Origin of the sequence: Chroococcidiopsis sp. SAG 2025, from assembly GCF_032860985.1 — a bacterium.
In the GTDB taxonomy this organism is placed as follows: Bacteria; Cyanobacteriota; Cyanobacteriia; order Cyanobacteriales; family Chroococcidiopsidaceae; genus Chroococcidiopsis.
This window is the reverse complement of the sequence record NZ_JAOCNC010000003.1, coordinates 268,621-290,085: the sequence shown is the minus strand read 5'-3', so window position 1 is coordinate 290,085 and position 21,465 is coordinate 268,621. Positions and strand designations below refer to the sequence as shown.

General features: G+C 47.5%; 28 protein-coding genes. 23 read left to right on the top strand and 5 right to left on the bottom strand.

The features are described 5' to 3' along the window. Positions 1-149 precede the first annotated feature (149 nt). Positions 150-1,349 (top strand): hypothetical protein, encoded by a 1,200-nt coding sequence (locus N4J56_RS36350; RefSeq protein WP_317111675.1) that lies wholly within the window; start codon positions 150-152, stop codon positions 1,347-1,349. Positions 1,350-1,496: 147 nt separating this feature from the next. On the opposite strand, the gene N4J56_RS36345 is transcribed toward N4J56_RS36350, so the two are convergent. Beyond that, positions 1,497-2,111 carry a CHAT domain-containing protein gene (locus N4J56_RS36345; protein WP_317111674.1) on the bottom strand — a complete coding sequence of 205 codons (615 nt, stop codon included), beginning with the start codon at positions 2,109-2,111 and terminating at the stop codon, positions 1,497-1,499. An 84-nt stretch (positions 2,112-2,195) separates the two neighbouring features. On the opposite strand from N4J56_RS36345, the gene N4J56_RS36340 reads away from it, so the two are divergent. Further along, positions 2,196-3,548 carry an ISKra4 family transposase gene (locus tag N4J56_RS36340; protein ID WP_317109896.1) on the top strand — a complete coding sequence of 451 codons (1,353 nt, stop codon included), beginning with the start codon at positions 2,196-2,198 and terminating at the stop codon, positions 3,546-3,548. A gap of 13 nt (positions 3,549-3,561) precedes the next feature. Here N4J56_RS36340 and N4J56_RS36335 read toward each other — a convergent pair whose 3' ends face one another. Further along, positions 3,562-4,110 carry a tyrosine-type recombinase/integrase gene (locus tag N4J56_RS36335; RefSeq protein ID WP_317111673.1) on the bottom strand — a complete coding sequence of 183 codons (549 nt, stop codon included), beginning with the start codon at positions 4,108-4,110 and terminating at the stop codon, positions 3,562-3,564. 114 nt (positions 4,111-4,224) lie between these two features. Between N4J56_RS36335 and N4J56_RS36330 the strand changes: the two genes are divergently transcribed. Genes N4J56_RS36330 through N4J56_RS36320 form a run of 3 tightly spaced genes read left to right on the top strand, consistent with a single transcriptional unit; the run spans position 4,225 to position 6,141 of the window. After that, the gene (locus N4J56_RS36330) at positions 4,225-4,866 is read left to right on the top strand and encodes a hypothetical protein (RefSeq protein ID WP_410500777.1); all 642 of its coding nucleotides are present in this window, start codon (positions 4,225-4,227) and stop codon (positions 4,864-4,866) included. A 4-nt stretch (positions 4,867-4,870) separates the two neighbouring features. After that, positions 4,871-5,410, top strand: a complete 540-nt coding sequence (locus tag N4J56_RS36325; protein WP_317111670.1) for a hypothetical protein — start codon at positions 4,871-4,873, stop codon at positions 5,408-5,410. Continuing rightward, a complete protein-coding gene (locus tag N4J56_RS36320) occupies positions 5,407-6,141 on the top strand; it encodes a hypothetical protein (protein ID WP_317111669.1) in 735 nt (244 codons plus the stop codon). Before N4J56_RS36325 ends, N4J56_RS36320 begins: the two co-directional genes overlap by 4 nt. A 518-nt stretch (positions 6,142-6,659) precedes the next feature. On the opposite strand, the gene N4J56_RS36315 is transcribed toward N4J56_RS36320, so the two are convergent. Further along, the gene (locus N4J56_RS36315) at positions 6,660-7,763 is read right to left on the bottom strand and encodes a tyrosine-type recombinase/integrase (protein ID WP_317111668.1); all 1,104 of its coding nucleotides are present in this window, start codon (positions 7,761-7,763) and stop codon (positions 6,660-6,662) included. Positions 7,764-8,000: 237 nt separating this feature from the next. Between N4J56_RS36315 and N4J56_RS36310 the strand changes: the two genes are divergently transcribed. Next, positions 8,001-8,561 (top strand): hypothetical protein, encoded by a 561-nt coding sequence (locus N4J56_RS36310; RefSeq protein ID WP_317111666.1) that lies wholly within the window; start codon positions 8,001-8,003, stop codon positions 8,559-8,561. Next, positions 8,548-9,222, top strand: a complete 675-nt coding sequence (locus tag N4J56_RS36305) for a hypothetical protein (protein WP_317111664.1) — start codon at positions 8,548-8,550, stop codon at positions 9,220-9,222. Before N4J56_RS36310 ends, N4J56_RS36305 begins: the two co-directional genes overlap by 14 nt. A gap of 158 nt (positions 9,223-9,380) precedes the next feature. Here N4J56_RS36305 and N4J56_RS36300 read toward each other — a convergent pair whose 3' ends face one another. Together N4J56_RS36300 and N4J56_RS36295 are read right to left on the bottom strand one after the other, a co-directional pair. After that, a complete protein-coding gene (locus N4J56_RS36300) occupies positions 9,381-10,097 on the bottom strand; it encodes a type 1 glutamine amidotransferase (protein ID WP_039710328.1) in 717 nt (238 codons plus the stop codon). Next, the gene (locus tag N4J56_RS36295) at positions 10,097-10,738 is read right to left on the bottom strand and encodes a helix-turn-helix domain-containing protein (RefSeq protein WP_039710327.1); all 642 of its coding nucleotides are present in this window, start codon (positions 10,736-10,738) and stop codon (positions 10,097-10,099) included. The genes N4J56_RS36300 and N4J56_RS36295 overlap by 1 nt, the downstream gene beginning before the upstream one ends. Positions 10,739-11,216: 478 nt before the next feature. On the opposite strand from N4J56_RS36295, the gene N4J56_RS36290 reads away from it, so the two are divergent. The 16 genes from N4J56_RS36290 to N4J56_RS36215 all read left to right on the top strand — a co-directional run bounded on the left by N4J56_RS36290 (position 11,217) and on the right by N4J56_RS36215 (position 21,438). Beyond that, a protein-coding gene (locus N4J56_RS36290; protein ID WP_317111474.1) for an IS1 family transposase occupies positions 11,217-11,938 on the top strand; the annotation gives its coding sequence in 2 pieces (ribosomal slippage) (positions 11,217-11,523 and positions 11,523-11,938; 723 coding nt in all). Positions 11,939-11,970: 32 nt separating this feature from the next. After that, the gene (locus N4J56_RS36285) at positions 11,971-12,675 is read left to right on the top strand and encodes an MOSC domain-containing protein (protein WP_039710325.1); all 705 of its coding nucleotides are present in this window, start codon (positions 11,971-11,973) and stop codon (positions 12,673-12,675) included. A gap of 336 nt (positions 12,676-13,011) precedes the next feature. Further along, positions 13,012-13,593: a protoglobin domain-containing protein gene (locus N4J56_RS36280; RefSeq protein WP_039710324.1), complete on the top strand. Its 582-nt coding sequence runs from the start codon at positions 13,012-13,014 to the stop codon at positions 13,591-13,593. A 326-nt stretch (positions 13,594-13,919) separates the two neighbouring features. Continuing rightward, on the top strand, positions 13,920-14,798 hold the full coding sequence (locus N4J56_RS36275; protein WP_039710323.1) for a GNAT family N-acetyltransferase: 879 nt from the start codon (positions 13,920-13,922) through the stop codon (positions 14,796-14,798). Between the two features lie 15 nt (positions 14,799-14,813). Then, a complete protein-coding gene (locus N4J56_RS36270) occupies positions 14,814-15,251 on the top strand; it encodes a globin family protein (RefSeq protein WP_039710322.1) in 438 nt (145 codons plus the stop codon). 77 nt (positions 15,252-15,328) lie between these two features. After that, a complete protein-coding gene (locus N4J56_RS36265; protein WP_039710321.1) occupies positions 15,329-15,568 on the top strand; it encodes a hexameric tyrosine-coordinated heme protein in 240 nt (79 codons plus the stop codon). An 8-nt stretch (positions 15,569-15,576) separates the two neighbouring features. Next, entirely contained in the window at positions 15,577-15,816 is a 240-nt protein-coding gene (locus N4J56_RS36260) for a hypothetical protein (RefSeq protein ID WP_039710320.1), read from the top strand. Between the two features lie 10 nt (positions 15,817-15,826). Continuing rightward, positions 15,827-16,474 carry a hypothetical protein gene (locus N4J56_RS36255; RefSeq protein ID WP_052289146.1) on the top strand — a complete coding sequence of 216 codons (648 nt, stop codon included), beginning with the start codon at positions 15,827-15,829 and terminating at the stop codon, positions 16,472-16,474. Positions 16,475-16,534: 60 nt separating this feature from the next. Beyond that, entirely contained in the window at positions 16,535-16,783 is a 249-nt protein-coding gene (nrtS, locus tag N4J56_RS36250) for a nitrate/nitrite transporter NrtS (RefSeq protein ID WP_317111656.1), read from the top strand. Beyond that, positions 16,734-17,453 carry a MarR family transcriptional regulator gene (locus N4J56_RS36245; RefSeq protein ID WP_317111655.1) on the top strand — a complete coding sequence of 240 codons (720 nt, stop codon included), beginning with the start codon at positions 16,734-16,736 and terminating at the stop codon, positions 17,451-17,453. The genes nrtS and N4J56_RS36245 overlap by 50 nt, the downstream gene beginning before the upstream one ends. Positions 17,454-17,462: 9 nt before the next feature. Next, positions 17,463-17,885, top strand: a complete 423-nt coding sequence (locus N4J56_RS36240) for an AraC family transcriptional regulator (protein ID WP_039710319.1) — start codon at positions 17,463-17,465, stop codon at positions 17,883-17,885. Positions 17,886-18,216: 331 nt separating this feature from the next. After that, the gene (locus N4J56_RS36235) at positions 18,217-18,780 is read left to right on the top strand and encodes a cupin domain-containing protein (protein ID WP_052289145.1); all 564 of its coding nucleotides are present in this window, start codon (positions 18,217-18,219) and stop codon (positions 18,778-18,780) included. A 288-nt stretch (positions 18,781-19,068) separates the two neighbouring features. Beyond that, on the top strand, positions 19,069-19,644 hold the full coding sequence (locus tag N4J56_RS36230; RefSeq protein ID WP_052289144.1) for a cupin domain-containing protein: 576 nt from the start codon (positions 19,069-19,071) through the stop codon (positions 19,642-19,644). Between the two features lie 130 nt (positions 19,645-19,774). Continuing rightward, positions 19,775-20,035 carry a hypothetical protein gene (locus tag N4J56_RS36225; RefSeq protein WP_039710317.1) on the top strand — a complete coding sequence of 87 codons (261 nt, stop codon included), beginning with the start codon at positions 19,775-19,777 and terminating at the stop codon, positions 20,033-20,035. A 129-nt stretch (positions 20,036-20,164) separates the two neighbouring features. After that, positions 20,165-20,464 (top strand): hypothetical protein, encoded by a 300-nt coding sequence (locus N4J56_RS36220; RefSeq protein WP_317111651.1) that lies wholly within the window; start codon positions 20,165-20,167, stop codon positions 20,462-20,464. Between the two features lie 218 nt (positions 20,465-20,682). Further along, positions 20,683-21,438 (top strand): SDR family oxidoreductase, encoded by a 756-nt coding sequence (locus N4J56_RS36215; protein ID WP_039710343.1) that lies wholly within the window; start codon positions 20,683-20,685, stop codon positions 21,436-21,438. Positions 21,439-21,465 lie beyond the last annotated feature (27 nt).

Below are 21,465 nucleotides of genomic sequence, written 5' to 3'. Positions count from 1 at the left end.
CTTCTAGAAGGTGACGGAGCGGGCACTCCACGCTCCGAGCACCGGTTTTCTCCCGATGCGGTTTTCACCCATCGCGCTCCGAAAATTCACGTTTTCTCCTGGTAGAATGAAGGGACGATGTTCGACGCCTCATACGGGCGTTTACGGTGATGCCCCGCACGAAGAAGAATGCAACTATTCCTGCTTCAAGAAAGTCCGACGCAATCAATGCTGAAGCTGCTTCAGAGCGGGAAATCCCGGCCGAGGAGGAAGAAAGAGTACCTGTCGCCGACGGCGAGGCGATAGTAGCTGACCTTCCTGATGATTCGCCTTTCGAGGCGAATCATGGGGGAGATGACATCGATATGCTACAGGATGAGGGACAAGTACGGGCGCTTGAGGAAATAGCGGACGAACCCGTGGTGAGTCCTGAGAGTGACGGCAGTGAAGGGGATGAGGTCGAAGAAAGCGCGCTTGTCGTAGCGGTGGCAGATGCGGAAATCATTACCAGCGAAGGTGGGGAGGAAAAGACGCCGCCCCTGACAGCAGAAGAAAGGGAGCGCTTTGTTACCCTCGAGCGGCAGGTGGAAGATTCGTTTCTTACTGCCGCAAGAGCGTTACAAGAGATAAGCGAGAGAAGGCTTTATCGAGAATCATACCCGACATTCGAGGACTACGTAAGGGACAGGTTCGACTTTACAAAGCGCCTTGCCTACTACTATATCGATGCGGCAAAAGTCGCAGACAATCTTTTCCAAAGTGAACTAAAAGTTCACATCATGCCGACAAGCGAAACACAGCTACGTCCCTTGAAAAGCCTCCCCCCCGAACAGCAAAGAGTCGTGTGGGAGAAGTCCGTCGAGAAGGCGAACGGAAAAGCCCCAAGCGGCGCTCTTGTGCAGCAAACGAAAGAGGAACTCTTTCCACCGGAAAGTGACGGAAAAGCTTCTCCCCCGACAATTGAAGTGGGAGACGTTTGTGTTATTCAGGGAACTACAAACGAGCTTCTTACCGAGCGCTGGGGCTACTGGACCATTGTCGATGAGATGACGAATGACGGCTCTGTCACCATCTCCCTTTACGATCGCGCTCGAATCGCTCCTGTAGCGCCTTCCGAACTCGTGCCTCTTCCATTCAAAGCGAAGGAAAAACGCGCTCGGAAAAAGCTTCTCGACCGCCTCCATACGATTGATGAGGGCTTAGGGGATGACGATCGGGCGGTAAAGCTTCTTGTCCGACATTTTGGCACTCTAAAGGCCCCATCTCTCACGCCGGTTGAAGAGGACATCCTGAGACTCCTTGAGCGTCAGGCAAGAAAGTCATCATCCGCCGAAGAAGAAATTTCAGAGGATGCTACATCGGAAAGCTGAAAAATCCCGGTTTCATATAAATTCATTGACTAAAGAGAGGTTTAAAATTAGCACACCAGAAATTCTAATGACTACTTTTGTTTGTGTTGCGATTGAGTTCTCAACTGGAATGTTTTAGGGCTTGTATTTCGCTAATGCTGTATCTTTCTACCGTAGCCCATGACAAACAAATCCTGCCCAGTAAATTGGGTGCTCAAAAGGATAAGGTTGAGCACATAAGTACTCAATCATGTCAAGCGTGTCTCCAATGCGAATAGTGACCCCTGCCCAATACTTGCGTTCCTGCTTTGTTGTCGCCTGTCTGCACTTGTTTTCTGCTTCATCGTAGTTCAGATTTAGCATTGCCTCGAGTTTAGGTCGATAGGTTTGGTCTAAAATACTGCCTGTCATTACTCGTAGTGTTTGTTGTGCTTGTTGCAGTGCTTGAGGGCGATTCATGTTTCCATGCCTCTGATGGCGATTTTGGTGATAGAGAATAGAGAAAATTGCTGTGGCCAGGTCATCAACCGACCACAAGGTGCTGATGACGCTTCTTGCCCCAGCACAGAGGAAGCCCGTTGCCAGCGTGAGCACGTCATCAGTATGATCGAGCGATCTACCCAATCCTGTCTCACAGCACGAGAGAAATACATCAGCTAATTGCGGCAGCCGCCAGGCGGGAGAGAGTAATTCTCCTAACGTAATGGCTCCATCGGCCAGCTCTAATTTGGATTCCAAAGGGTTATCTAGGCGAGACTGGGCATGATGACACGAGAGGAGCATCTGAAGGAAGCGTAAATATTTATTGTGAAATTTGGGTTTTCATAGTATCTTATTCTCACAGGATACAAGTGGGAAGTTTTGGTAATGGATTACGAATTCCGGGTGGTTGTCGAAAAAGTTGCTGTCTCCAACCAAAAAGTTATCAAGCGAGACACCATCAAAATCTACGACATTAAAAAGCCGAAATCAATCCTAGACTTAGGCCTGCGACATCAAGAGCAGATTTCTCTGCTGACTAAAGTGCAAAACGCGTTCTTAGCTGAGCAATCTCCCTTAATCGATTCAGGATTCGATGCCTGCCCCCAGTGTGGAGCAAAACTCTCCAAAAACGGATTTATGTCGTCCAACTTTCATGCTGTTTTCAGCGACCACAAGTTGCGCATTCAAAAGCATTGCTGCAAAAACTCCAATTGTAATTGGCAGAGTACACCGACCACGAGCACGGTGTTTGGCAGCGATACCCATCCTGAGTTAGTGAAATTGCAATGTGAGCAAGGGGCATTGCATAGTTACCGCCAGGCAGAGGACAACCTCGGGAAACTCAACTATCAACGTCGCAGTGTCAATAACCACGTCCAGATTCAACACATCTCCAACTCTGTGGGAGAGCGGCTATCTCATAAGAATCAGAAACCTCCGACAAGAGAGGAGATTTCTGTCCCTGCTGAGAAGTTGATTGTGCAAGTTGATGGTGGTCATATTCCTACCAAAGACAAAGGCAAACGGAGCTTTGAAGCTCTGTCTGCTGTCATCTATCGACCGAGCAGTCTGGAGTATGTCGATCAACACCATCAGCAAATTACTGATAAAAGTTGTGTGGTTTCTGCCCTTGATGACGACCTGAAAACCATCAAGACGTACCTGTACCATGCAGCACTGAAACAGGGGCTAAGTCAGCAAACGCGTGTGACTGCAATAGCCGATGGTGCGCATAACTGCTGGTCTGTCATTTCTGTCCTAGAACCTGATTGCCAAACCATAGAACCGATTTTGGACTGGTTTCACATTGCCAAAAAATTCCAAAATCTCAAAAATGCTTTAGGTGAAGCCTGCAGCGAATCCATTGAAAATGCGAAGTGGACTCTCTGGCATGGAGAAGCAGAAGAGACTCTGCGAAAAATCGCCTTAATCCGCGACCACATCACTGATGAAAACAAACGGTCTAAGCTTCAGGGATTGCATGATTATCTGGAAAACAATTTGGATTATCTGGTAAATTATGACCAGCGGCAGAAAGCCAATCTAGTATTCACCAGTCAAGTGGCAGAATCCCATATCGATTCCATCATCAATGCCAGACACAAGCGGAAACAGAAAATGCAATGGACTCGAGAAGGAGCACACAATGTTTTGCAAATTCGAGCCAGCATGGTGAGTCAAGAGTGGTCAGAAAAATGGCTAGAGTTTGTGTTGCCCCAGAAGGAAAAAGCAGCTTAACAATCACCTCTTTTCATATTAAATATTTACGCTTCCTCGCCCGATCGCGAATGCAGGTCGGTCGCTCGCCCTCTAGGAAGTGCCAAATCTCAGCCATGTCATCCTTGTCAACGTCCAGGGCTTGTGGCTCTTCAACCCGTTCTTTGCCAATCGCATCAGTCGGGAGAGGTTGGTTGACTGGGAAACCGTTACTGCGCCGCAGCCATTGGTAAAACGAGCGCAAAGTGTCGAGCGCGTGGTTGATCGAGGTAGGCTTTAGCCCCTGTTGCTTCAGTTGGATGCGATACTTACCAAGATCGCTAGCGGTTACATCCAGCCAAGACTTGTTGCACCAGCGGGCAAATTTTTTCAGTTGCTGTCGATAAGAGCGCTGCGTATTCTGTGCCTTCCCCGTCTGCCGCAAAAACTCTTCAATTTGCCAATGGCGCAAGTCCGCCAGAGTGTCTTTCTGCTCCGATCTCAGTTGCTCCTGCTGTCGTCCGCCGTCAAGGGGAAGGATAACGATGGGCAGAATCGAGTCGTCAGAGGAAAGCTGGCTCATAGTAGGTAAAGATAACTTCACTTATCTTTCTTTCATTATTCTCAGAATATTATCTCACTCCTGCTCCGACTTGGTAGATAATAAGTAGTGACACAAGCAATTTTGAGCTGCTGCTTTGGCGCTCGCGAATCGCCCATGAGTCGTAAACCGCTACTCGATCCCAATCGCTCCTACACCTTCAGCAACTATTTCGACTTAAATGCCGATCCGTTCGACTTGGTGGGAGAATTCGGTTACTCGCTGATTCGGACTCAACTGCAACTACCGCAATTTTCCGGTGACTTGCAGCAATTAAACTTTCTCAAACAGCGCATTGACAATATTCTTCCTTATGTAGATTTAACGAATGAAACGGCAAGAAGGGAAATTTTGATCGCGCCAATTGTTTCAGAACTAGTGCAAATTACTCACGCTCGACTCAGTATTGAGTATTCGCTTCAGGTCACCTCTCAACTACAAGGGACTTTGGACTATTACCTGAGAACGCAGACGCATTTGTTAGTGATTGAAGCTAAACAAGCGGATTTGACTCGTGGGTTTACTCAACTGGCAATGGAGATGATTGCTCTAGACCAGTGGACTGACTTGAATCAGCCAAATTTATTAGGCGCGATTACTACAGGCAACATTTGGCAGTTTGGAGTGTTGCACCGTAGTTCCAAACAGATCGAGCAGGTGCTAAATTTATATCGCGTGACTGAGGATATAGAGGCTGTAGTGCGAATTCTTTTAGCAGCATTGATTCGGGACGAGCGGACTACCCAAGCCAGAAATTAATTTTATGGGAAGAAATACGAACTTGAAGTGCTGGGCGTGTAGCCTCCTCACACCAACAGAAGCTCGAAAACTCCACGATGCTGCTTGTGGTGGCGATGGTTGTTGGGTTGGAGATTCTTGCCATAGTAAGCGCTCGTATTACCGTAAGGGCAGGCAGCGAGTAGCTGGGCGCCGAGCGGCAATTGACGAAGTGGTAGTATCCGTTCCAGAAATTCCCTACGTGGTGCTGCATATCTACTTGGACAAACCCCGTCAGCCGAATGATGCAGTCGTCATTCATGCTATTTGTGCCGAACTTTGGTTGGGGAATGCTCCCAAAGCAATGACTCGACCGGAACATACTTTTGGATATCCGCCTCGTTTAGTCAAAGAGTATGCTCTTCAGTTGCTGGAGGCGCTTTACGTGAAATACGGTCGTGGGAGGCGAACGGGATTTGAACGCTTTGCCCGTGAGCAGCAGCACTCAATTGCTCAATGCCCCGTGCGTCCCTGCTCCTACCATGCCGCTCACCTTAACCCTTACCAATTCTCCCCCAGCAGATGATGGCAATCGAGCAACTGAATCTTCTTATGTGTCAACTACAAGCTGCCAGGCTCACCCCTGAAACTCTCGATTTAAGAGCATTGTTGGATCGGGTTGATACATGCGTCGCCCAACTGCCAGAGTCAATAAAATTGCAAGTCGCTGGAGCGGCGATGCTTCAAGTAGCACAACTACTTGCATTACGGGCTGAAGTATCGATTGAAAACTGGGAGTATTTCTACCGCGACCCAGTTGTCTCTCATGGTTTTTTTTCAGATGTAGTGCGGCAGTCAATGGCAGTAGATTTGAGCGATTTGATCGAACCCGCTCCAAAGCGCAAACGTCGCATCGTACCCAACTTTCAGATGGAGTCTTCTATCGTAGCTCCAGTCGATAAATCTGCCGTGCTGGAAATGGTCAAACAGTTGGAACGCAACTGCGAAATTACTGCCTCCTCACCGCACTCGGAGGAAGAAGAGAAACAAAAAGCGCTTGCAGTTGCCCATGACGAAGATGTTTCCATCTGGGTAGGCGCGATCGCTCATCATTTTTCCCACACCCCTGTCAAATCTTTACCCTTGGTCGAACTCGTACGGCAAATCCAATCTCCAGCTACATTAGAGCCAGAGCAGGAAATGCCATTGGTCAAAACTTGGCTAGCTGTTCTGTCGGGAGATTTTGAGTTGGAACAACGGGAAGATTTTTACAGTCAATCTGGAGTTTGGGTTTCTTTGCCTGATGTTGCTGCCTGACAGTTCAGGAATAGTTTGATGCGAGCGGCAACGAGCTATCAAAAATTGCAAGTTAGTCAATACCTGAAACTGTTACCCTATATACATCTTCGCTCGCTAGCAATTGAGATGTAGTTTGAATACAACGCGCTTTATTTAGCACTTGCAGCTTTCATGCCAGCCAAGCTCGTCATTGCCGACTTGCGGTTGTACAATGCCGTGAGGGAGCAACTGGAATTCGTCCAGTTTTTAGGCACTTTGTAGAGATCGATTTAAATTGAGATCCGAATCTATATCGAGCCTCAATTTCTGAAATGCCTATCCTGTAAGGGTTCTAAAAAACTGAACCGAGCGCGAGCGTGATAGTATAATGCCTAACCCCTAAATGTGGCAATCGTTTTGCAAGATGAGATCGAAATCAATTGAGATCCAGATCTATATCGATCAAACTCTATCCCTATCTTGCCAAGGGTCATCCTTGAAGCTCCGCTGGCGATCGCCCCCATTCCTAAAATTGCTCCCCATGCGGATCGATTCAGCTAGATGGACATTGAGTTGTTCGGCTCAACTGTCTCATAAAATGCAGTTTCTGCTGCCGCTTGGTCGGCAGCTTTTGTGTAACGCCGAAAACTTGCGGTGGAGCGATGGCGGGTCAAAGTCATCACATGATACGGATTCATTCCCTGCAACACCAGGTTTGTGGCAAACGTATGCCGAAACTGGTGGGCGTGAATTGATAATCCGGTCTGTTGCTCGATCGTTTCCACCACCTTCCGAATGCCGTCATAGCTCAAGCGCTTGCCCCAATTCCGGCGAGACTCGGACACAAATAAGGGACTCGTCGGCTCGATCGCGTGTCCCTGCTGTTGCCGCCATGTCAAATAAGCATTCAGTCGGGAGCGCGTTTGGGGTGCGAGCGGCACAATTCCTTTGCTATCTGCCTTAGCTTGGCGAATGAACAACCTTTGCCCGTCATAATCCTCAAGATTTAGGTTGACGGCTTCCGATGCCCGTAATCCATGCAGCAAGACTGAGACGAGCGCGAGATTGCGTTCGGGGAGTGAAGTGGCGCTCGCCGCCGTCAAAATTTGCTCTACTTGCTCGCTCGGTAAATTCTGGGCATCTGGCTCGCTCAGCTTTGGTAGCTCGACACTGACGGTTGGATCTTCCGTCACATACCGCGTCTTCAGTAGCCAGCCGTAAAAATTCTTGAGCGTTCCCAAAATGCGGCACACTGAGCTATCTGCCAACACCCGTTTTCCGGTCTGGGGGTCTTTTCGCAGGAGATACCCTTTGAACTGAGCGACTTGCCTCGCGGTGACGGCTGCCCAACTTGTCTGGGTCCAGCGCAAGAAATGGTTTAGATCCTGTCGATAGGCTTTTTGGCTATTGGGAGAGAGCGATCGCGCCTGCAAAAACTCGTCAATCCGGGTTTGGCGCAAATCCGTTGGCGAAATCGAAACGGGTGCAGTTACCCGCTCGATCGGGATCAAAATCGGCTCGGGTACAGATTTTGAAGGCATGGGGGATACCAGAGAAACAAACTTTACGAGGAAAGGCTTGAAAATCAGCCAGCCTTCAGGACTAAGCGTAAAGCCCCTATAACTCATCGAGAGGATAAAAAAGGCTGGCTGATTTTTCACACGGCTATTGTATTACATCCTACGGTGGAGACTGCCGACGAATTGAGCCAGGGGTGGTTTCAAGGGGCAGACTGCATCTCGATTCCCATTTTACCCAAAATTCTAAATTCCGGATAATTGCCCTTATCTGAAATCAGACTCATCTCAGACAAAGTGGACATTAGCAGTAAAATAAAAGCAGAAAAAATATAAATGCCTGATATAGCCTGACTTTCACAGATCTTGAAGCTCGTTCGCATGGCAAAATCTCAAAAAACTCAATCGGATGCCTCCTCCAAATCGACCCGCGCTCGGTCGGTTCCCCTCAAATGCCAAAAATGCGCCATGCTCGATGCAGCGCAAGCGCAAGTATTGCATGGCACTCAGGGCGACGGTTGCTGGAATCCTAAGGTATGCTACAGCCGTCGATCGTATGCCCGACATCGGGATCGAAAAAACCAACAACGTAACCGCCAGCGCCAGGAGGTTGTCATCGAACTGCTACCTCCTGAGATTGAGACTTTCCAGGAGTTGTACTACGCGGTGTTAGTTGTGTATCGTGAATCGGCGGCGGAATCGGTCGTTCATGCCATTTCCGCGCAGGTGTGGCAGGGGCAGATAATGGTTGCTCTCGTGCCGCCGATTCACTGCGTTGGGATGGTGCCGAGTCAAATCCATCGATACGTGAAGAAGCTGCTGGAACTATTAGAAAACAAATACGGCATTCGCAAGTTTGCAGCTCAAGAGCGGCTGAACCCGCAACTGTGTCCGATTCGTCCTTGCATTCACCATCAGGATGCGATTTATGCAGCAGGTTGAATGGCTGGACCTCCCGCTTTGGGATACGCTCCAAGCAGCGATGACTGAGCCTGAAGACGCGGATTTAGGTTCGCTGTGGCAAGAAGTGGAAGCAGCGATCGTCGATCTCGATTGCTCTAGCCAATTGCAGGTGGCAGGCGAGGCAATTGTACAGATTACTGATGTGTTTGAAGCGCGATCGCTCCAGGCATTCGAGGAGATCCAAGCGACGACGAGTCATGATGGACCAGTCATGCCATCAGATGCCTTCGATCGCTACGTGCGCTCCTCAATGCAAATTGACTTCGAGCAGTACATCGAGCCATTAATTAATTTACCACGTAAAACACCGCAATTGAGTAACGTTGACGGTATACAATCAATTGTTGCTCCAGTCGATCGACACGCCTTAATCGATGCGCTGGCAAAGACAGAACTGATTGACCCAGAAGTGGCGTATCGACAAGCGATCTCCGTCTCGCACGAAGAGGATGTTTCCCAGTGGGGAGCAGCGATTGCGGCGTGGTTGAATCAGCACGATCGGGCAGTGCCATTGCCAAAGCTTGTACAATCTTTAAGAATGCCACTGGTACAGGTCTGGCTAGCGTTACTGCACAATGGATTCGTGCTCGAACAACGCGGGGAATTTTATCAAACCGAGCAGATTTGGGTTTGGCGATAATGTCAGACTAAGATCGCTTGACGTAGAACGTCCGGCTTGATAGTCAGAGCGGACTCTCATTTCGTCGCCCTAATGAATCTCAGCTTTTTCAACTTGGGCTGTGCGGTAGCTTTGAGGATATTCAGTTTCCAATCAAGTCTAAGTCACATTTCAGTAACCTAACTATTCTGGACAGGTTTGCGATCGTGGCATGAGAGTATTTCAAGGAAGCGGCACATAACTTTATGCATTATTGCAAAATTTCTATTCGCGGAAAGTATCTCCTCTGAACTCTGAATATACTTTCCTGCAACTAATTCAGATCCACCATTCTCAATCATCTGCCGTACACCATGCCGATCGACTTCCAAGTGAAATTGCAAGCCAAGTACCTTGTCGCCGTAAAGGAATGCTTGATTGGCACAGCCCTCACTGTAGGCAAGACGGATAGCTTTCTTTGGCAACTCAAACGTATCCCCATGCCAATGAAAAACGGTCAGTTCTGAGGGTAAGAATTCAAGAACTTTGGATTGCTGAACTGCTTCTGTTGTTTCGATCGGAAACCATCCAATTTCTTTATGTTGACCCGAATACACTCTTGCACCTAGAGCATCCGCAATCAGTTGTGCTCCTAGACAAATACCAAGCACTATTTTATCTTTCTCGATCGCCTGCTTAATCAATTGTTTTTCTGCAATTAGCCAGGGATATCGATCCTCCTCGTAGATATTCATGGGTCCGCCCAGGACAATCAACCAATCAAAATCATTCACGGTAGGTAAGGGATCGTCGGCATAAAGTCTGGTAGAGGATAACGAATAGTTTCGATCGGTTATCCAAGTCGAAATGCTGCCCAATCTCTCAAAGGGAACATGCTGTAAATAGTGAATTCTCATTATTGTTTCTCGCAGAGGTAACTTTTCAATAAAGAGCGTGTGGGCGTACAGGCAACCAGAAGAATCTCAGCGTCTTGCTCTCCGGTCGCAGAGATATCGTGTGGGAGAAACGCATCAAAATGAGCCGCGTCGCCCGGATTGAGTAAAAACTTCTCGTCTACTAGCGTCAGGATTAACTGACCGGAGAGAACATAGAGCCACTCTTCACCGCTATGCTGATAGTGCTGGTCTCCTTGTCGATCGACAGGCACGATGACTCGGAGTGGATGCAGATCGGCGAGATGGTTCCCGCCAGCTAGGGAAGTGTAGCGCAGCCCATTGCCTTCTTGAAGCAGACGATCGCCTGCGCGAATTACAACGCCCGCAGAAGCTTTTCGTTCTGAAGCCACTGGCTTTGAGTTTTCTGAAATTGAGCCAAACAGGTCGGGCAGTGAAACATTATATACCCGTGCCAAGTTAAACAGGACTGCTAGTGAGGGCTGTCGTTCGCCACCTTCTAAGCGTGACAAGTATGCCTCAGACACATCTGCTTGCTCGCTCAGTTCGCTTAAAGTCCAACCCCGTTCAGTTCTTAAAGTCCGTAACTGTTGTCCTAGTTTGGTTAATTCAGACTTGAGAAGGGTTTCGATCGAACTTTCCATGAGTTTATCTTTTAAGCAACTTAGTTCATTATATTGCCTATTAGACAAGTCAGCAATCTTTTAGGAACCCCTACAGCAATCGTTTGCCATTGTCCAAAAACTCTATTTGTCTGTGCTTCTTCACTTTAATCGCGCTAACTAGCTGAAATTCGAAGCTGAAGACTAATTTTAATCAAAAAAATAACTTGACAGTCAGGCAAGTTATTTGTATGGTTTAGGTATCCTAACTATTTAGATGCTAACGCCAGGGATAAAACGGGAGAGCATCGATATTCATGAACTGGGGTCTGAAGAAATTTTTGTACGCTCTGATGTTTTCAGTGATGGGACGAGGGACTATCTAGCAGGAACATTTATTCATAATCCGATTGGCTCATCTCACATTCCTCAGTCGAAAATAGGTTGTACCTTATTTGTGTTGGTAGTCCTACACAAGTAAGGATGTCAGTATAGAAGAGAGGTCTTCTTACTCACAGCCATGTCAGCACCTGCTTTAACTTGTCCGCGATGTCAATCAACTCAAGTTGTGAAAAATGGCAGAATCCATAACGGTCGGCAGAACTTTAAATGCAAAGCCTGTAGCAGACAATTTGTTTTGAATCCAACTAAAAAAGTGATTGGGCAGGATACGAGGGAATTGATTGACAAGTTGTTGTTAGAAAAATTACCGTTGGCAGGAATTGTCAGGGTGACTGGGGTATCTGAAACTTGGTTACAAACATATGTCAATGCTAAATACGATGCGATTCCCAAACAAGTAGATGTTTGGCCTAAAAAAAAAGGCGTTTAACTATCCAATGCGATGAAATGTGGTCGTTTGTGGGCAACAAAGGTAACAAACAATGGATTTGGTTAGCTCTAGATGTAAAGACGCGAGAAATCGTTGGAGTCTTTGTAGGTGCTCGCTCACGTTCGGGTGCAGATGGATTATGGCAGTCACTACCTGGGGTATATCGACAGTGCGCTATATGTTACACAGATTTTTGGTCAGCATATGAGCAGGTAATTCCTGAGTTTAGGCATCAAGCTGTTGGTAAAGAAAGTGGTAGAACCAATTTAATTGAACGGTTCAACTGCACTCTACGTCAAAGAGTTTCACGTTTAGTTAGAGATACCTTGTCCTTCTCAAAAAAATTAGATAACCACATTGGAGCTATTTGGTATTTCGTCCATCACTACAACTTATCCTTACTTGTGTAGGACTACCTTTGTGTTTTACAAAGGAGGGATAAATGGTCGCCCAGATTCTTTCGATTCAGGTTGGACTACCCAAATTGCTTGGGATTGCAAATGCACTAGATCCAATGGATCGTCCCTGGTCTACTGGATTCTTCAAAGAACCAATTCAGGGGAAAATCTGGCTTGGAAGCACCAACTTAGCTGGAGATGGTCAAGCCGATCTCAAACGTCATGGCGGTGTTGAAAAAGCGGTACTGGTGTATGCAGCTAAACACTATCCTTTCTGGCGATCGCGTTTAAATCTGCCCAATCTCTTCTACGGAGCCTTTGGGGAAAATTTTACAGTTACCGATCAAACTGAAGCATCTGTGTGCATTGGAGATATCTATGACATTGGCGAAGCTCAAGTTCAGGTATCTCAACCTCGCCAGCCGTGCTGGAAATTGTCGCGTCGCTGGCGAATCCGGGATTTAGCATTACAAGTTCAGTGCACTGGACAGACAGGTTGGTATTTCCGCGTGCTGAAAGAAGGCGCGGTTGAAGCAGGGATGGAACTTGTATTGCGCGATCGCCCCTTTCCACAGTGGACGATCGCACGGGCAAACCAAATTATGCATTACGATTTGAACAACCGAGAAGCAGCGGCTGAACTGGCAAGTTGTCCCTTGCTAGCATCGAATTGGCAACGCACTTTGCTAAATCGTGCCGCTAAAAATATCAATCCTGATTCCACCCCTCGACTTTGGGGCGAGAACTAGCAACAACGATCGTGAAAGCAATGAAGATTGTGAGGAGTTTAGGAATATTCGCGCTTGGTTTGCAGCGGCTCTTTTTACTTTCTAATGACAAAAAGCAAAACGCAACAATAGCAGGGCTTTCAGCTTTTGTTTCTGGATAAAAGAGGGATAAGCATCTAGGCAAAGATTCTCTCACAACCCCCTTGACAAACCGCTGATAGAAATGTAATTATTTAGGAGTCCTAAATAAATTGCGATCGTGCTTTTCTCTCGGATGCCGCGCTCGGCTAATTCTTAAAGCATTCTGTCTGACGTAATTATGCATCCACTACTCGCCAATTGTAAGGAGATTCATCTATGAACGCGCTCGCTGGTTACACCTTTGGAACTGAACAAGTTGCCCATTCACCGTTGACACTCAACGACTTGGAACTGCTCAAACAGACTGTTTTGTTTACGGACAAAGATGAGAGATATCTACGGTTGGCAGGAGAAGTGTTAGAAGACCAAATTGATGCAGTATTAGATGTTTGGTACGGCTTTGTTGCTGCTAACTCGCATCTTGCGTATTACTTCAGCAATGCAGGGCAGCTAAACTCTGACTACTTGAGTGCTGTTCGCCAACGCTTTGCTCAATGGATTCTAGACACCTGTAATCGACCTTACGATCGAGATTGGTTGAACTATCAGCAGGAAATCGGTTTGCGGCACACTTACGCCAAGAAAAACCAGACCGATCGGGTTGAAGCCGCTCCTCATATTGGGATGCGGTACATGATTGCCTTTATCTACCCGATCGCAGCCACCGTCAAGCCATTTCTGTCAAACAAGGGACACAGCGCGGAAGACGTTGAAAATATGTATCAAGCCTGGTTCAAATCCATCACTCTACAAGTGACGCTTTGGTGTGCTCCCTATGCCAAAGATGCATATTTCTAATCTGGAGGAACTCATGGAATTCGTTGGTGTTTTCCTAGTTTTCTCATTGTCAGTATTCAGTGCTGTTGTGCTGGCGATGGGATTATTTTTCTTACAGCTTTGTTGGTCTTGGCATCGCGCCTACTTTCGATAAAGGGTGAATGCTACAAACAAAAACTTTCCACCTCTAAATTTTCAGTTGATTGTTGCTTGCGCTACCTCACCCCGGATTAGAAATCCGGTTCTAACGATGCAAGATCCAGTGAACCGAACACTCAAATGCATCAACAAAAAATTCAGAGGTAGACAGATTTTGCATCATTCAGACCCTTGGAGAAGTTGCGTTTATGACTATCACGAGAACTAAAGCTTTCTTAACCCTACGCGCAGGCAGTTCCACGGATGCTCAAGCTTGCGGCGAGATCTGCTACGAAGCCTTCCAACAGATTTCTCAGCAGCATGGCTTTCCATCTGATTTTCCGTTGCCTGAAACGACCCAACGCATGATGGCGATGTTGTTTTCCCACCCAGGCGTTTACTCCGTCGTGGCGGAATCCGAAGGACAAATTGTGGGCAGTAACTTTCTGTGGGAAGAGTCTGTAATTGCTGGAGTCGGACCTATCACCGTTAAGCCTCACATTCAAAACGCTAACGTTGGGAAACGCCTGATGGAAGCTGTACTGGAGCGTGCTCAACAAAAAGGGTGTGCAGGCGTGCGCTTAGTCCAGGCAGCATTTCATAACCGTGCTCTGTCGCTCTATACCAAGCTGGAGTTTGATGTGCAGGAACCGTTAGCCAATCTGCAAGGTTCGCCCTTAGCGATCGCCATTCTGGGTCATACGGTTCGTCCTGCCACCGCAGCGGATTTAGCGGCTTGCAATCGCCTTTGCCAGCGAGTGCATGGCTTTGATCGGAGTCATGAACTGCAACACGCGATTCAACAGGGAACTGCCACAGTGGTTGAGAATGGCGATCGCATTACGGGCTATGCCACGCTGATTGGATTCTTTGGTCATGCAGTGGGTGAAAGCAATGCGGATCTCAAAGCTTTGATTGGTGCTGCAAGAACCTTTGAAGGAGCTGGCTTTCTGCTTCCCACGCGCAATGGTGAGTTATTCCGCTGGTGTTTGCAGCATGGATTGCGTGTGGTTCAACCGCTGACGTTGATGAGTCTGGGTCTTTACAACCAACCACAAGGGGCGTTTCTACCTTCCATTATTTTTTAAGACGGAGAAAATTGAATGGCTCTCAGTGTTGAATTGCTAGAGAGCAGCTTCGCTCAGATTAAAGCAAACAGTTCGGAGGTGACTAAACAGTTTTACACAGTGCTGTTTACAAACTATCCAGAAGTCCAGCCTTTGTTCGCCAATACTAACATGGAGAAGCAGCGCAAACAACTGTTTCAATCTCTCGTCTTTACCGTCAATAACCTGCACAAACCAGATGTCTTAAGCGGTGCATTGAGAGGCTTGGGCACTCGACACATCCAGTACGGTGTATTGCCGCAACACTATCCAATGGTGGGCAGCAGCTTGCTTAAAGCTTTTGAGCTAAGTCTGGGTTCAGCCTGGACTCCTGACGTGCAGCAAGCATGGATAGAGGCGTATGAAGTTGTGGCTCAATTAATGCTGGAAGGTGCAGACTACTCACCAGAGCGTCTGATGTTGATCGTGAAATAGCAGAGCAGTAAACCCAGTAGATAATCAAGATTACTGCCTTCAGGCGATCGTTCTTACAACTAACAGGAGAACAAACAATGGATACGATTGCACTGGTTCCTAACAACTCGTTGATCGTCGAAACACCTGAGGAAGGACGGCAATTAGCCGTGACACTGGCGCGACTGATTATTAAACTGACTCAACCCGATGAAGAGAAGCGCAAACAGCTACGAGAGGTCTATGGTAACGATGCCATGATGTTGATTGCCATAGGACAAACGGTTGCTACTGAGTTTGCCACGATCGCGGCTGCTAACAACTATTGGAAAAAGTGAGGTGGGCAATGGATGACTATTGTTTAGTGGACTGTGGCTTTCACGATCGGCTAGAAGCTTTGGCAACGCTGCGGCAAATTTGTCAGATCTCCTACCGCACTGTAACTGGAGAAATCGTTGAAGTTCAGGATCGGATTGTGGATGTGTATGCTGCGAACCGAGCCGATTTTTTGAAGCTCAAAGACGGAACTGAGATTCGGCTCGATCGCCTGATCTCGGTTAATGGTAACCCCACTCGATGTGCTTAGGAGTAGCATCATGGCAATCCAACTCAAGCTCTATCGCGTCTTGCAAGGTTCATTTGATCTCAAAGCGTTGAATCTTCTGTTTGTATTTCAAGTCAACTGTCCTGGTTGCTTCATCTACGGTTTTCCCCTCGTCAACAAGTTGTATTGGAAGTATCGTCAGTTGGGCTTGAATATCTTAGGACTCTCAACGGCTTTTGAGGATTTTCAGTACAACACTGCTACCAATACAGAATTGCTTCTGACGGAGATGAAACTGGTTGGAGCAACTCGGCAAGCGTTAGGAGAATTTTACTCTCAAACGATCGACTTTCCCGTTGCAGTCGATCGACTTACCACAGGTGCAGCACTCGCAACACCTGAAAACATTGAGGCTTTAACTGAACCCATTCCTGATTTCGATCGCCTGCCCAAATCAGAGCAAGCAGCACTGCGCCAAAAGGTGAACGCTTACTTGCAGTGGCACGCCAAAACATCAGCAACCTTTACGCTGAATCATTTACTAGGGACACCAACCTTTCTTCTGGTTGACCAAAACCTGCAATTACTAGATGGATGGTTTGGGCATACGCCTGAAGCAGTAGTGGTTGAGCGCATCGAAACACACCTCCGTACCGTTAAAGGAGTGCCCCAGAAACTATGCAAGTCATGTGTTGAATGAACCGAATTATCAGGCTGCAATTGAAGCGCTGCAAGCAATCGCTTAAACGAGGATGGTGCCATGCTGAAAACGTTAAAGTTTTGCTATACTATCTGGACTGATTCAGCCCTGCGACCCGATGCCTTAAAAGTGGCTCTCGTTGTAGGATCGTTACTCTTCGCGATTAATCATGGCGGTGCTGTGTTGCGCGGGGAAATGACCCGTGAACGCTGGTTAATGGGGCTATTCACTTACCTGATGCCTTATACGGTCAGTATTCATGGACAGAACTCAACCCGATCGCGACACAGAATTAACCCTTCCCGCTGAAAACCCGAATATTGGTGTCAGCGAAAATCCCTTCGATGCCTCAAGCGCGATCGAACAGCACATCTTGATTGGGCTAGAAAAAATTGGGCTAGCGCTGAAAAGTCAATTCTGGCAGGATGCTGGACAACAAGGTTTAACACCGACTCAAGGACAAATCCTAGCGCTTCTGATTGATCAAGGCGATGCTGGAATGCGGTTGTCAGAGGTGGCAAAACATCTTGCGGTTACGGCTGCTACTGCCAGCGATGCGGTTACGTCACTGGTTGAGAAAGGGTTAGTGCAAAAAACGCGATCGCCTCAAGATAGACGAGCGATCGCCATCACGTTAACCACTCAAGGACAGCAGACCGCAACACAAACAGCGTCCTGGTCTGATTTTCTGCTCAACACCGTGAATGAGCTATCCGAGGAGGAACAAGTCATCTTTCTGCGGGGGCTGATCAAAATGATTCGCAAGCTTCAACAACAGGGACAGATTTCAGTGGCAAGAATGTGTGTTACCTGTCAATTCTTTCAGCCCAATCGGTATCCAGGGTCAGATCGTCCCCATCATTGTGCGCTGGTGAATGCACCCTTTGGCGATCGTCATCTTCGTCTCAACTGTGCCGAACACGTTGCAGCCGAACCTGAAATCGCTAAACAAAATTGGAACTTTTATCTTTCAAAGTAGGTAAGTCAAATGCTGAAAATAGAAGTTGAATCATTGACCCAAGTATTAGTAATTCATTTGCTGCGCCACTATTCCATTTTCGCGCCGACCATTACATCACAGAACAGAAACTTAACTCATACTCAACTGCAACAAGCGATCGACTATATTCAAACTCACCTGAATCGAGATTTATCCTTGGCTGAACTGGCAAGCGTTATCTGTATCAGCCCAACTTACTTCGCGAGTTTATTCAAACAGGCGATGGGAATTTCGCCGCATCAGTATGTGATTCAACAACGTGTGGAACGGGCAAAGTTGATGCTGTTGAAAACGGATTTGGCGATCGCAGAGATTGCCTTACAAGTAGGCTTTTCCAGTCAAAGTCATTTGACGCAACAGTTTAAGCGAGTCACCGGACTAACACCTAAGCAAGTTCGCCCTTCACCATAAGAATCTGATAAAGCGTGGTAAGAATCTGAAAGACGTTGAGCATTAGAACTTAGTACACTTTAGGTACAAAGAATCAAGAGAATCCCATACAAACTTCTCCGCATCTAGAGCAACACACAACTGTAAAAGACAGACTTTTGCCACTCATTTAGCACAGATCGGAAAGAATATTCATGCCTTGGGTGAACCTATGTGCTGGAAATGCAGTCGTTGAATGTTCTTATGCATCTATTGAATTCAGGCAAACAATGCAACGACTGAGTTGCAAGACTTAAATCACCACAAAACCAATTGTGAACACGACAGTTGCATTAATATCAGGAATCAAATCATGAAACAGTCAGCAGATTTCTTCGTTCGTAACGCGGTCACGGAGACCACCCGGTCCTACATGGGCAGTCTCATGTCTTTTCTGGTGACATCCGCAGAGACCGAAAACCGCTTCTTTCTTCTGGAGCTTCGGATGAGACCGGGAAATGAGCCGCCGCCCCATCTCCACTATGACCAGGATGAGGTGTATTACATTCTAGAAGGCGAACTGGAGGTGTACTGCATGGGCGAAGTCCGGACGGTGCGGGCAGGCGAAACGATCTTCCTTCCTCGGAACCAGGCGCACGCGTTCTACTACTTGTCGCCCACCCTCCGGTTCCTCGCCCTGTTGCAACCAGGCGGTCCAGACGGGTACGGTCTGGACGGGTATTTTGAAGCGATGTCGAGTCCGTCCACCAGCATGGAACTACCGGAGAGCGCGATCACATATGCGCTCTCCGATCCAGCCCCCGCCATCGCGCTGGCTGCCAAGTACGGAGTCAAGATGCTGACCCCGGAAGAAACGGCGGAACTGTTGCCCCACTACCCCGGCTTCGGGGTACCACGAAAGAGCCGGAGTCATTAACCAAGAAAGGGATCGCAGATAGGAAAGATTTCTTCCTATCTATAGCTCTATAAGCTCGAGCGGTTCACTACCCGGAAGCGGGTAGTTTTGTAAGCTAGATCGGTACGAGAACTGGGCTTTTGTGCTGCATATCATCACTGAATATAGAGCAATGTTCAATTCAGACATTGCTGTCCACAACCCAGTGACAAGTTTTTCTTAAGGCAGTCAGACACTTTAAAATCAAGCGCGTGTCATAGCTGCATAAATCGGCAGAAGTTTTTGCAACAGAATTAATCATTAAGGAGAATGATGGAACAAGTTCAATCGGCATCACCAAAAGCATACAAGCGCACCTCTGCGCTCGACTCGTCCATGTTTTACATGGGAAGTCTTATGTCCTTCCTTGCCGAAGGCGAGGACACTGGGGGGCGCTTTGCCCTGATGGAGTACCAGGCGAAACCTGGTAATGAACCGCCTCCTCATGTTCATGACTGGGAGCATGAGTTGTATTACGTGCTTGAGGGCGAGATGGAGTTCTACTGCGAAGACAAGGTTTTAGTGGCACATGCAGGGGAAACAATCTTCTTACCTCAAGGCAAGCCGCACGCTTTTTATATCCGCTCCCCGCACCTCCGAACATTGATCCTGGTTCAAGCGGTAGGTGAGCACGCGGTTGGGCTGGATCGCTACTTCATCGAAATGGCTGAACCTGCAACAAGCATGAGCCTTCCCACTGAGGCGGTCACCTATATGACGGACGATCCTAGCCATGCCATCCGCTTGGGTGCTGCCAACGGTATTCGTTTCCTGTCGCCGGAAGAAACGGCGAAACTGTTGCCTCAGTACCCCGGCTTCGCGGTACCGCGAAGCCGGAGTCATTAACCAAGAAAGGGATTGCAGACAGGAAAGATTTCTTCCTATCTATAGCCGTATTAGAGATTTGAATAAGGCTAGTTGCTAGAGATGAGCCAGCCTTAATTGTGTATTGTCTACTAGGAAGGAAAACAAATCGATGAAACTCAATTCCTACATACAAGATTTTGGTTTTCGACCTCAAAAGCAGAATCTGGAGTGGTCAAACCAATCTCACCTCAAATCATCGCAGCAGGAGTTCCAGGCTGATACTTGGGTACACCTTTTGGGACTTCCCAGTACCTTTAGTTTTGACGAAGCACTGCTACTTTGTCAGGTATCAGAGGAGCGGTGGGTAGCATGGATTCCCGATCATGGTGAAGCAGTGCTACACACCCGTCAATTTTGCGCTCGCTTTTAGATAACTTAGGTGCAACTCGAGTTTTGAACTATGTTACCCGCAACCCAAACCATTGAATTTTGCTCTACAGACCTTGACAAAGAAGTTGTTCATTTGCTCAATTATGCAAGAACTAAGCTACTGACCGAGATGCCACGACAGCTAAAAATGACATCCTACCTGCGACTCTGTTGCCTCGCCATTCGCAAGCTGCGCCAGAAGCCGAGATTAGCAGGCGAGCCTAGCCTAAAGGAGGTATTTGACGATTCCTATTCGCATTTACTGCAAGCACTTTGCGATCGCAATCCTGAATGGTGGAGGCATTGCTGGAGCAGCGATCGCGGCATCCTTAAATCTGACGATCCAACGATTGACAAACTACTACAACCACTGGAGTATTTCGTCGAAATCTACACTTGCAAGTACTCAAGCAATCAAAAGTCACCTTAAAGGTTGTGTTGCAAACAATATAAGTACGCTACAGGCAGTAGCTCTAAACCGAAGTTTTCGATGTATCCCGCTATAACTGGTAAGCACAAAAAATTGCAACACAACCCCCATTAGAGCAATTTTCCCACCACAACTGTGACTGAACAGTAAAACCTGGCGCTTCGGAGCAAATGAGTAGCACTCTCTCCAGAATTTTTCAACTACAAAAGGAGAAAACGATGAAACTTGAAAATAAAGTGGCTTTGATTACGGGAGCAACTTCAGGAATTGGAAAGGCAACCGCTAAAGCATTCAGTGTTGCAGGAGCTAAAGTGGTTTTCTCAGGACGACGCGAACCAGAAGGTAAAGCAACGGAAGCTCAGCTACGAGATGCTGGCATTGATTGTTTATTTGTGCAATCGGATGTCTCAAACGAAGCCGAGATAAAAGCACTTGTGCAAACCACAGTCGAGAAGTTTGGGAAACTCGACTGTGCCTTCAATAACGCGAGTATAGAGGCACTTCCAAAACCCCTGCACGAGCAATCGCTCGAAGACTTTGACAAACTGATGGCGATTAACACACGGGGACTGTTCTTGTGCATGAAATATGAAATTCAGCAAATGCTGACTCAAGGAGCTGGGGCGATCGTCAATACCTCCGCGATCGCAGGGTTGATTGCGTTTCCAGGAATATCTCCGTATGTCGCGAGTAAACATGCCGTCGTGGGGCTAACGCGAGCGGCAGCACTCGACTATGCCAAGCAGGGCATTCGGATTAATGCGGTTAACCCTGGCGCTATTGCGACTGAGTTGTTTGCTCGTAGCATTGACCGGGTGGGCATCACAGCGGATGATTTCGCATCTATGGTGCCAATGGGACGCATAGGACAGGCAGAAGAAGTTGCTCAAACAGTTGTTTTTCTCTGCTCTGATGCTGCCAGCTACATCACTGGACAACCGTTGGTTATCGATGGCGGATTCACAGTGAGTTGAGCGAGATCTTGAGCAGTTTAACGATTA

Coding starts and splice junctions, on each gene's coding strand:
- N4J56_RS36245 (WP_317111655.1), top strand. CDS start 16,734: ATGGACAGAACTCAACCCGATCGCGACACAGAATTAACCCTTCCCGCT.
- N4J56_RS36340 (WP_317109896.1), top strand. CDS start 2,196: ATGGATTACGAATTCCGGGTGGTTGTCGAAAAAGTTGCTGTCTCCAAC.
- N4J56_RS36330 (WP_410500777.1), top strand. CDS start 4,225: ATGAGTCGTAAACCGCTACTCGATCCCAATCGCTCCTACACCTTCAGC.
- N4J56_RS36325 (WP_317111670.1), top strand. CDS start 4,871: ATGGGAAGAAATACGAACTTGAAGTGCTGGGCGTGTAGCCTCCTCACA.
- N4J56_RS36305 (WP_317111664.1), top strand. CDS start 8,548: ATGCAGCAGGTTGAATGGCTGGACCTCCCGCTTTGGGATACGCTCCAA.
- N4J56_RS36220 (WP_317111651.1), top strand. CDS start 20,165: ATGCCACGACAGCTAAAAATGACATCCTACCTGCGACTCTGTTGCCTC.
- nrtS (WP_317111656.1), top strand. CDS start 16,535: ATGCTGAAAACGTTAAAGTTTTGCTATACTATCTGGACTGATTCAGCC.
- N4J56_RS36225 (WP_039710317.1), top strand. CDS start 19,775: ATGAAACTCAATTCCTACATACAAGATTTTGGTTTTCGACCTCAAAAG.
- N4J56_RS36280 (WP_039710324.1), top strand. CDS start 13,012: ATGAACGCGCTCGCTGGTTACACCTTTGGAACTGAACAAGTTGCCCAT.
- N4J56_RS36260 (WP_039710320.1), top strand. CDS start 15,577: ATGGATGACTATTGTTTAGTGGACTGTGGCTTTCACGATCGGCTAGAA.
- N4J56_RS36230 (WP_052289144.1), top strand. CDS start 19,069: ATGATGGAACAAGTTCAATCGGCATCACCAAAAGCATACAAGCGCACC.
- N4J56_RS36345 (WP_317111674.1), bottom strand. CDS start 2,111: ATGCTCCTCTCGTGTCATCATGCCCAGTCTCGCCTAGATAACCCTTTG.
- N4J56_RS36300 (WP_039710328.1), bottom strand. CDS start 10,097: ATGAGAATTCACTATTTACAGCATGTTCCCTTTGAGAGATTGGGCAGC.
- N4J56_RS36235 (WP_052289145.1), top strand. CDS start 18,217: ATGAAACAGTCAGCAGATTTCTTCGTTCGTAACGCGGTCACGGAGACC.
- N4J56_RS36310 (WP_317111666.1), top strand. CDS start 8,001: ATGGCAAAATCTCAAAAAACTCAATCGGATGCCTCCTCCAAATCGACC.
- N4J56_RS36255 (WP_052289146.1), top strand. CDS start 15,827: ATGGCAATCCAACTCAAGCTCTATCGCGTCTTGCAAGGTTCATTTGAT.
- N4J56_RS36265 (WP_039710321.1), top strand. CDS start 15,329: ATGGATACGATTGCACTGGTTCCTAACAACTCGTTGATCGTCGAAACA.
- N4J56_RS36320 (WP_317111669.1), top strand. CDS start 5,407: ATGATGGCAATCGAGCAACTGAATCTTCTTATGTGTCAACTACAAGCT.
- N4J56_RS36350 (WP_317111675.1), top strand. CDS start 150: ATGCCCCGCACGAAGAAGAATGCAACTATTCCTGCTTCAAGAAAGTCC.
- N4J56_RS36215 (WP_039710343.1), top strand. CDS start 20,683: ATGAAACTTGAAAATAAAGTGGCTTTGATTACGGGAGCAACTTCAGGA.
- N4J56_RS36285 (WP_039710325.1), top strand. CDS start 11,971: ATGGTCGCCCAGATTCTTTCGATTCAGGTTGGACTACCCAAATTGCTT.
- N4J56_RS36270 (WP_039710322.1), top strand. CDS start 14,814: ATGGCTCTCAGTGTTGAATTGCTAGAGAGCAGCTTCGCTCAGATTAAA.
- N4J56_RS36295 (WP_039710327.1), bottom strand. CDS start 10,738: ATGGAAAGTTCGATCGAAACCCTTCTCAAGTCTGAATTAACCAAACTA.
- N4J56_RS36275 (WP_039710323.1), top strand. CDS start 13,920: ATGACTATCACGAGAACTAAAGCTTTCTTAACCCTACGCGCAGGCAGT.
- N4J56_RS36240 (WP_039710319.1), top strand. CDS start 17,463: ATGCTGAAAATAGAAGTTGAATCATTGACCCAAGTATTAGTAATTCAT.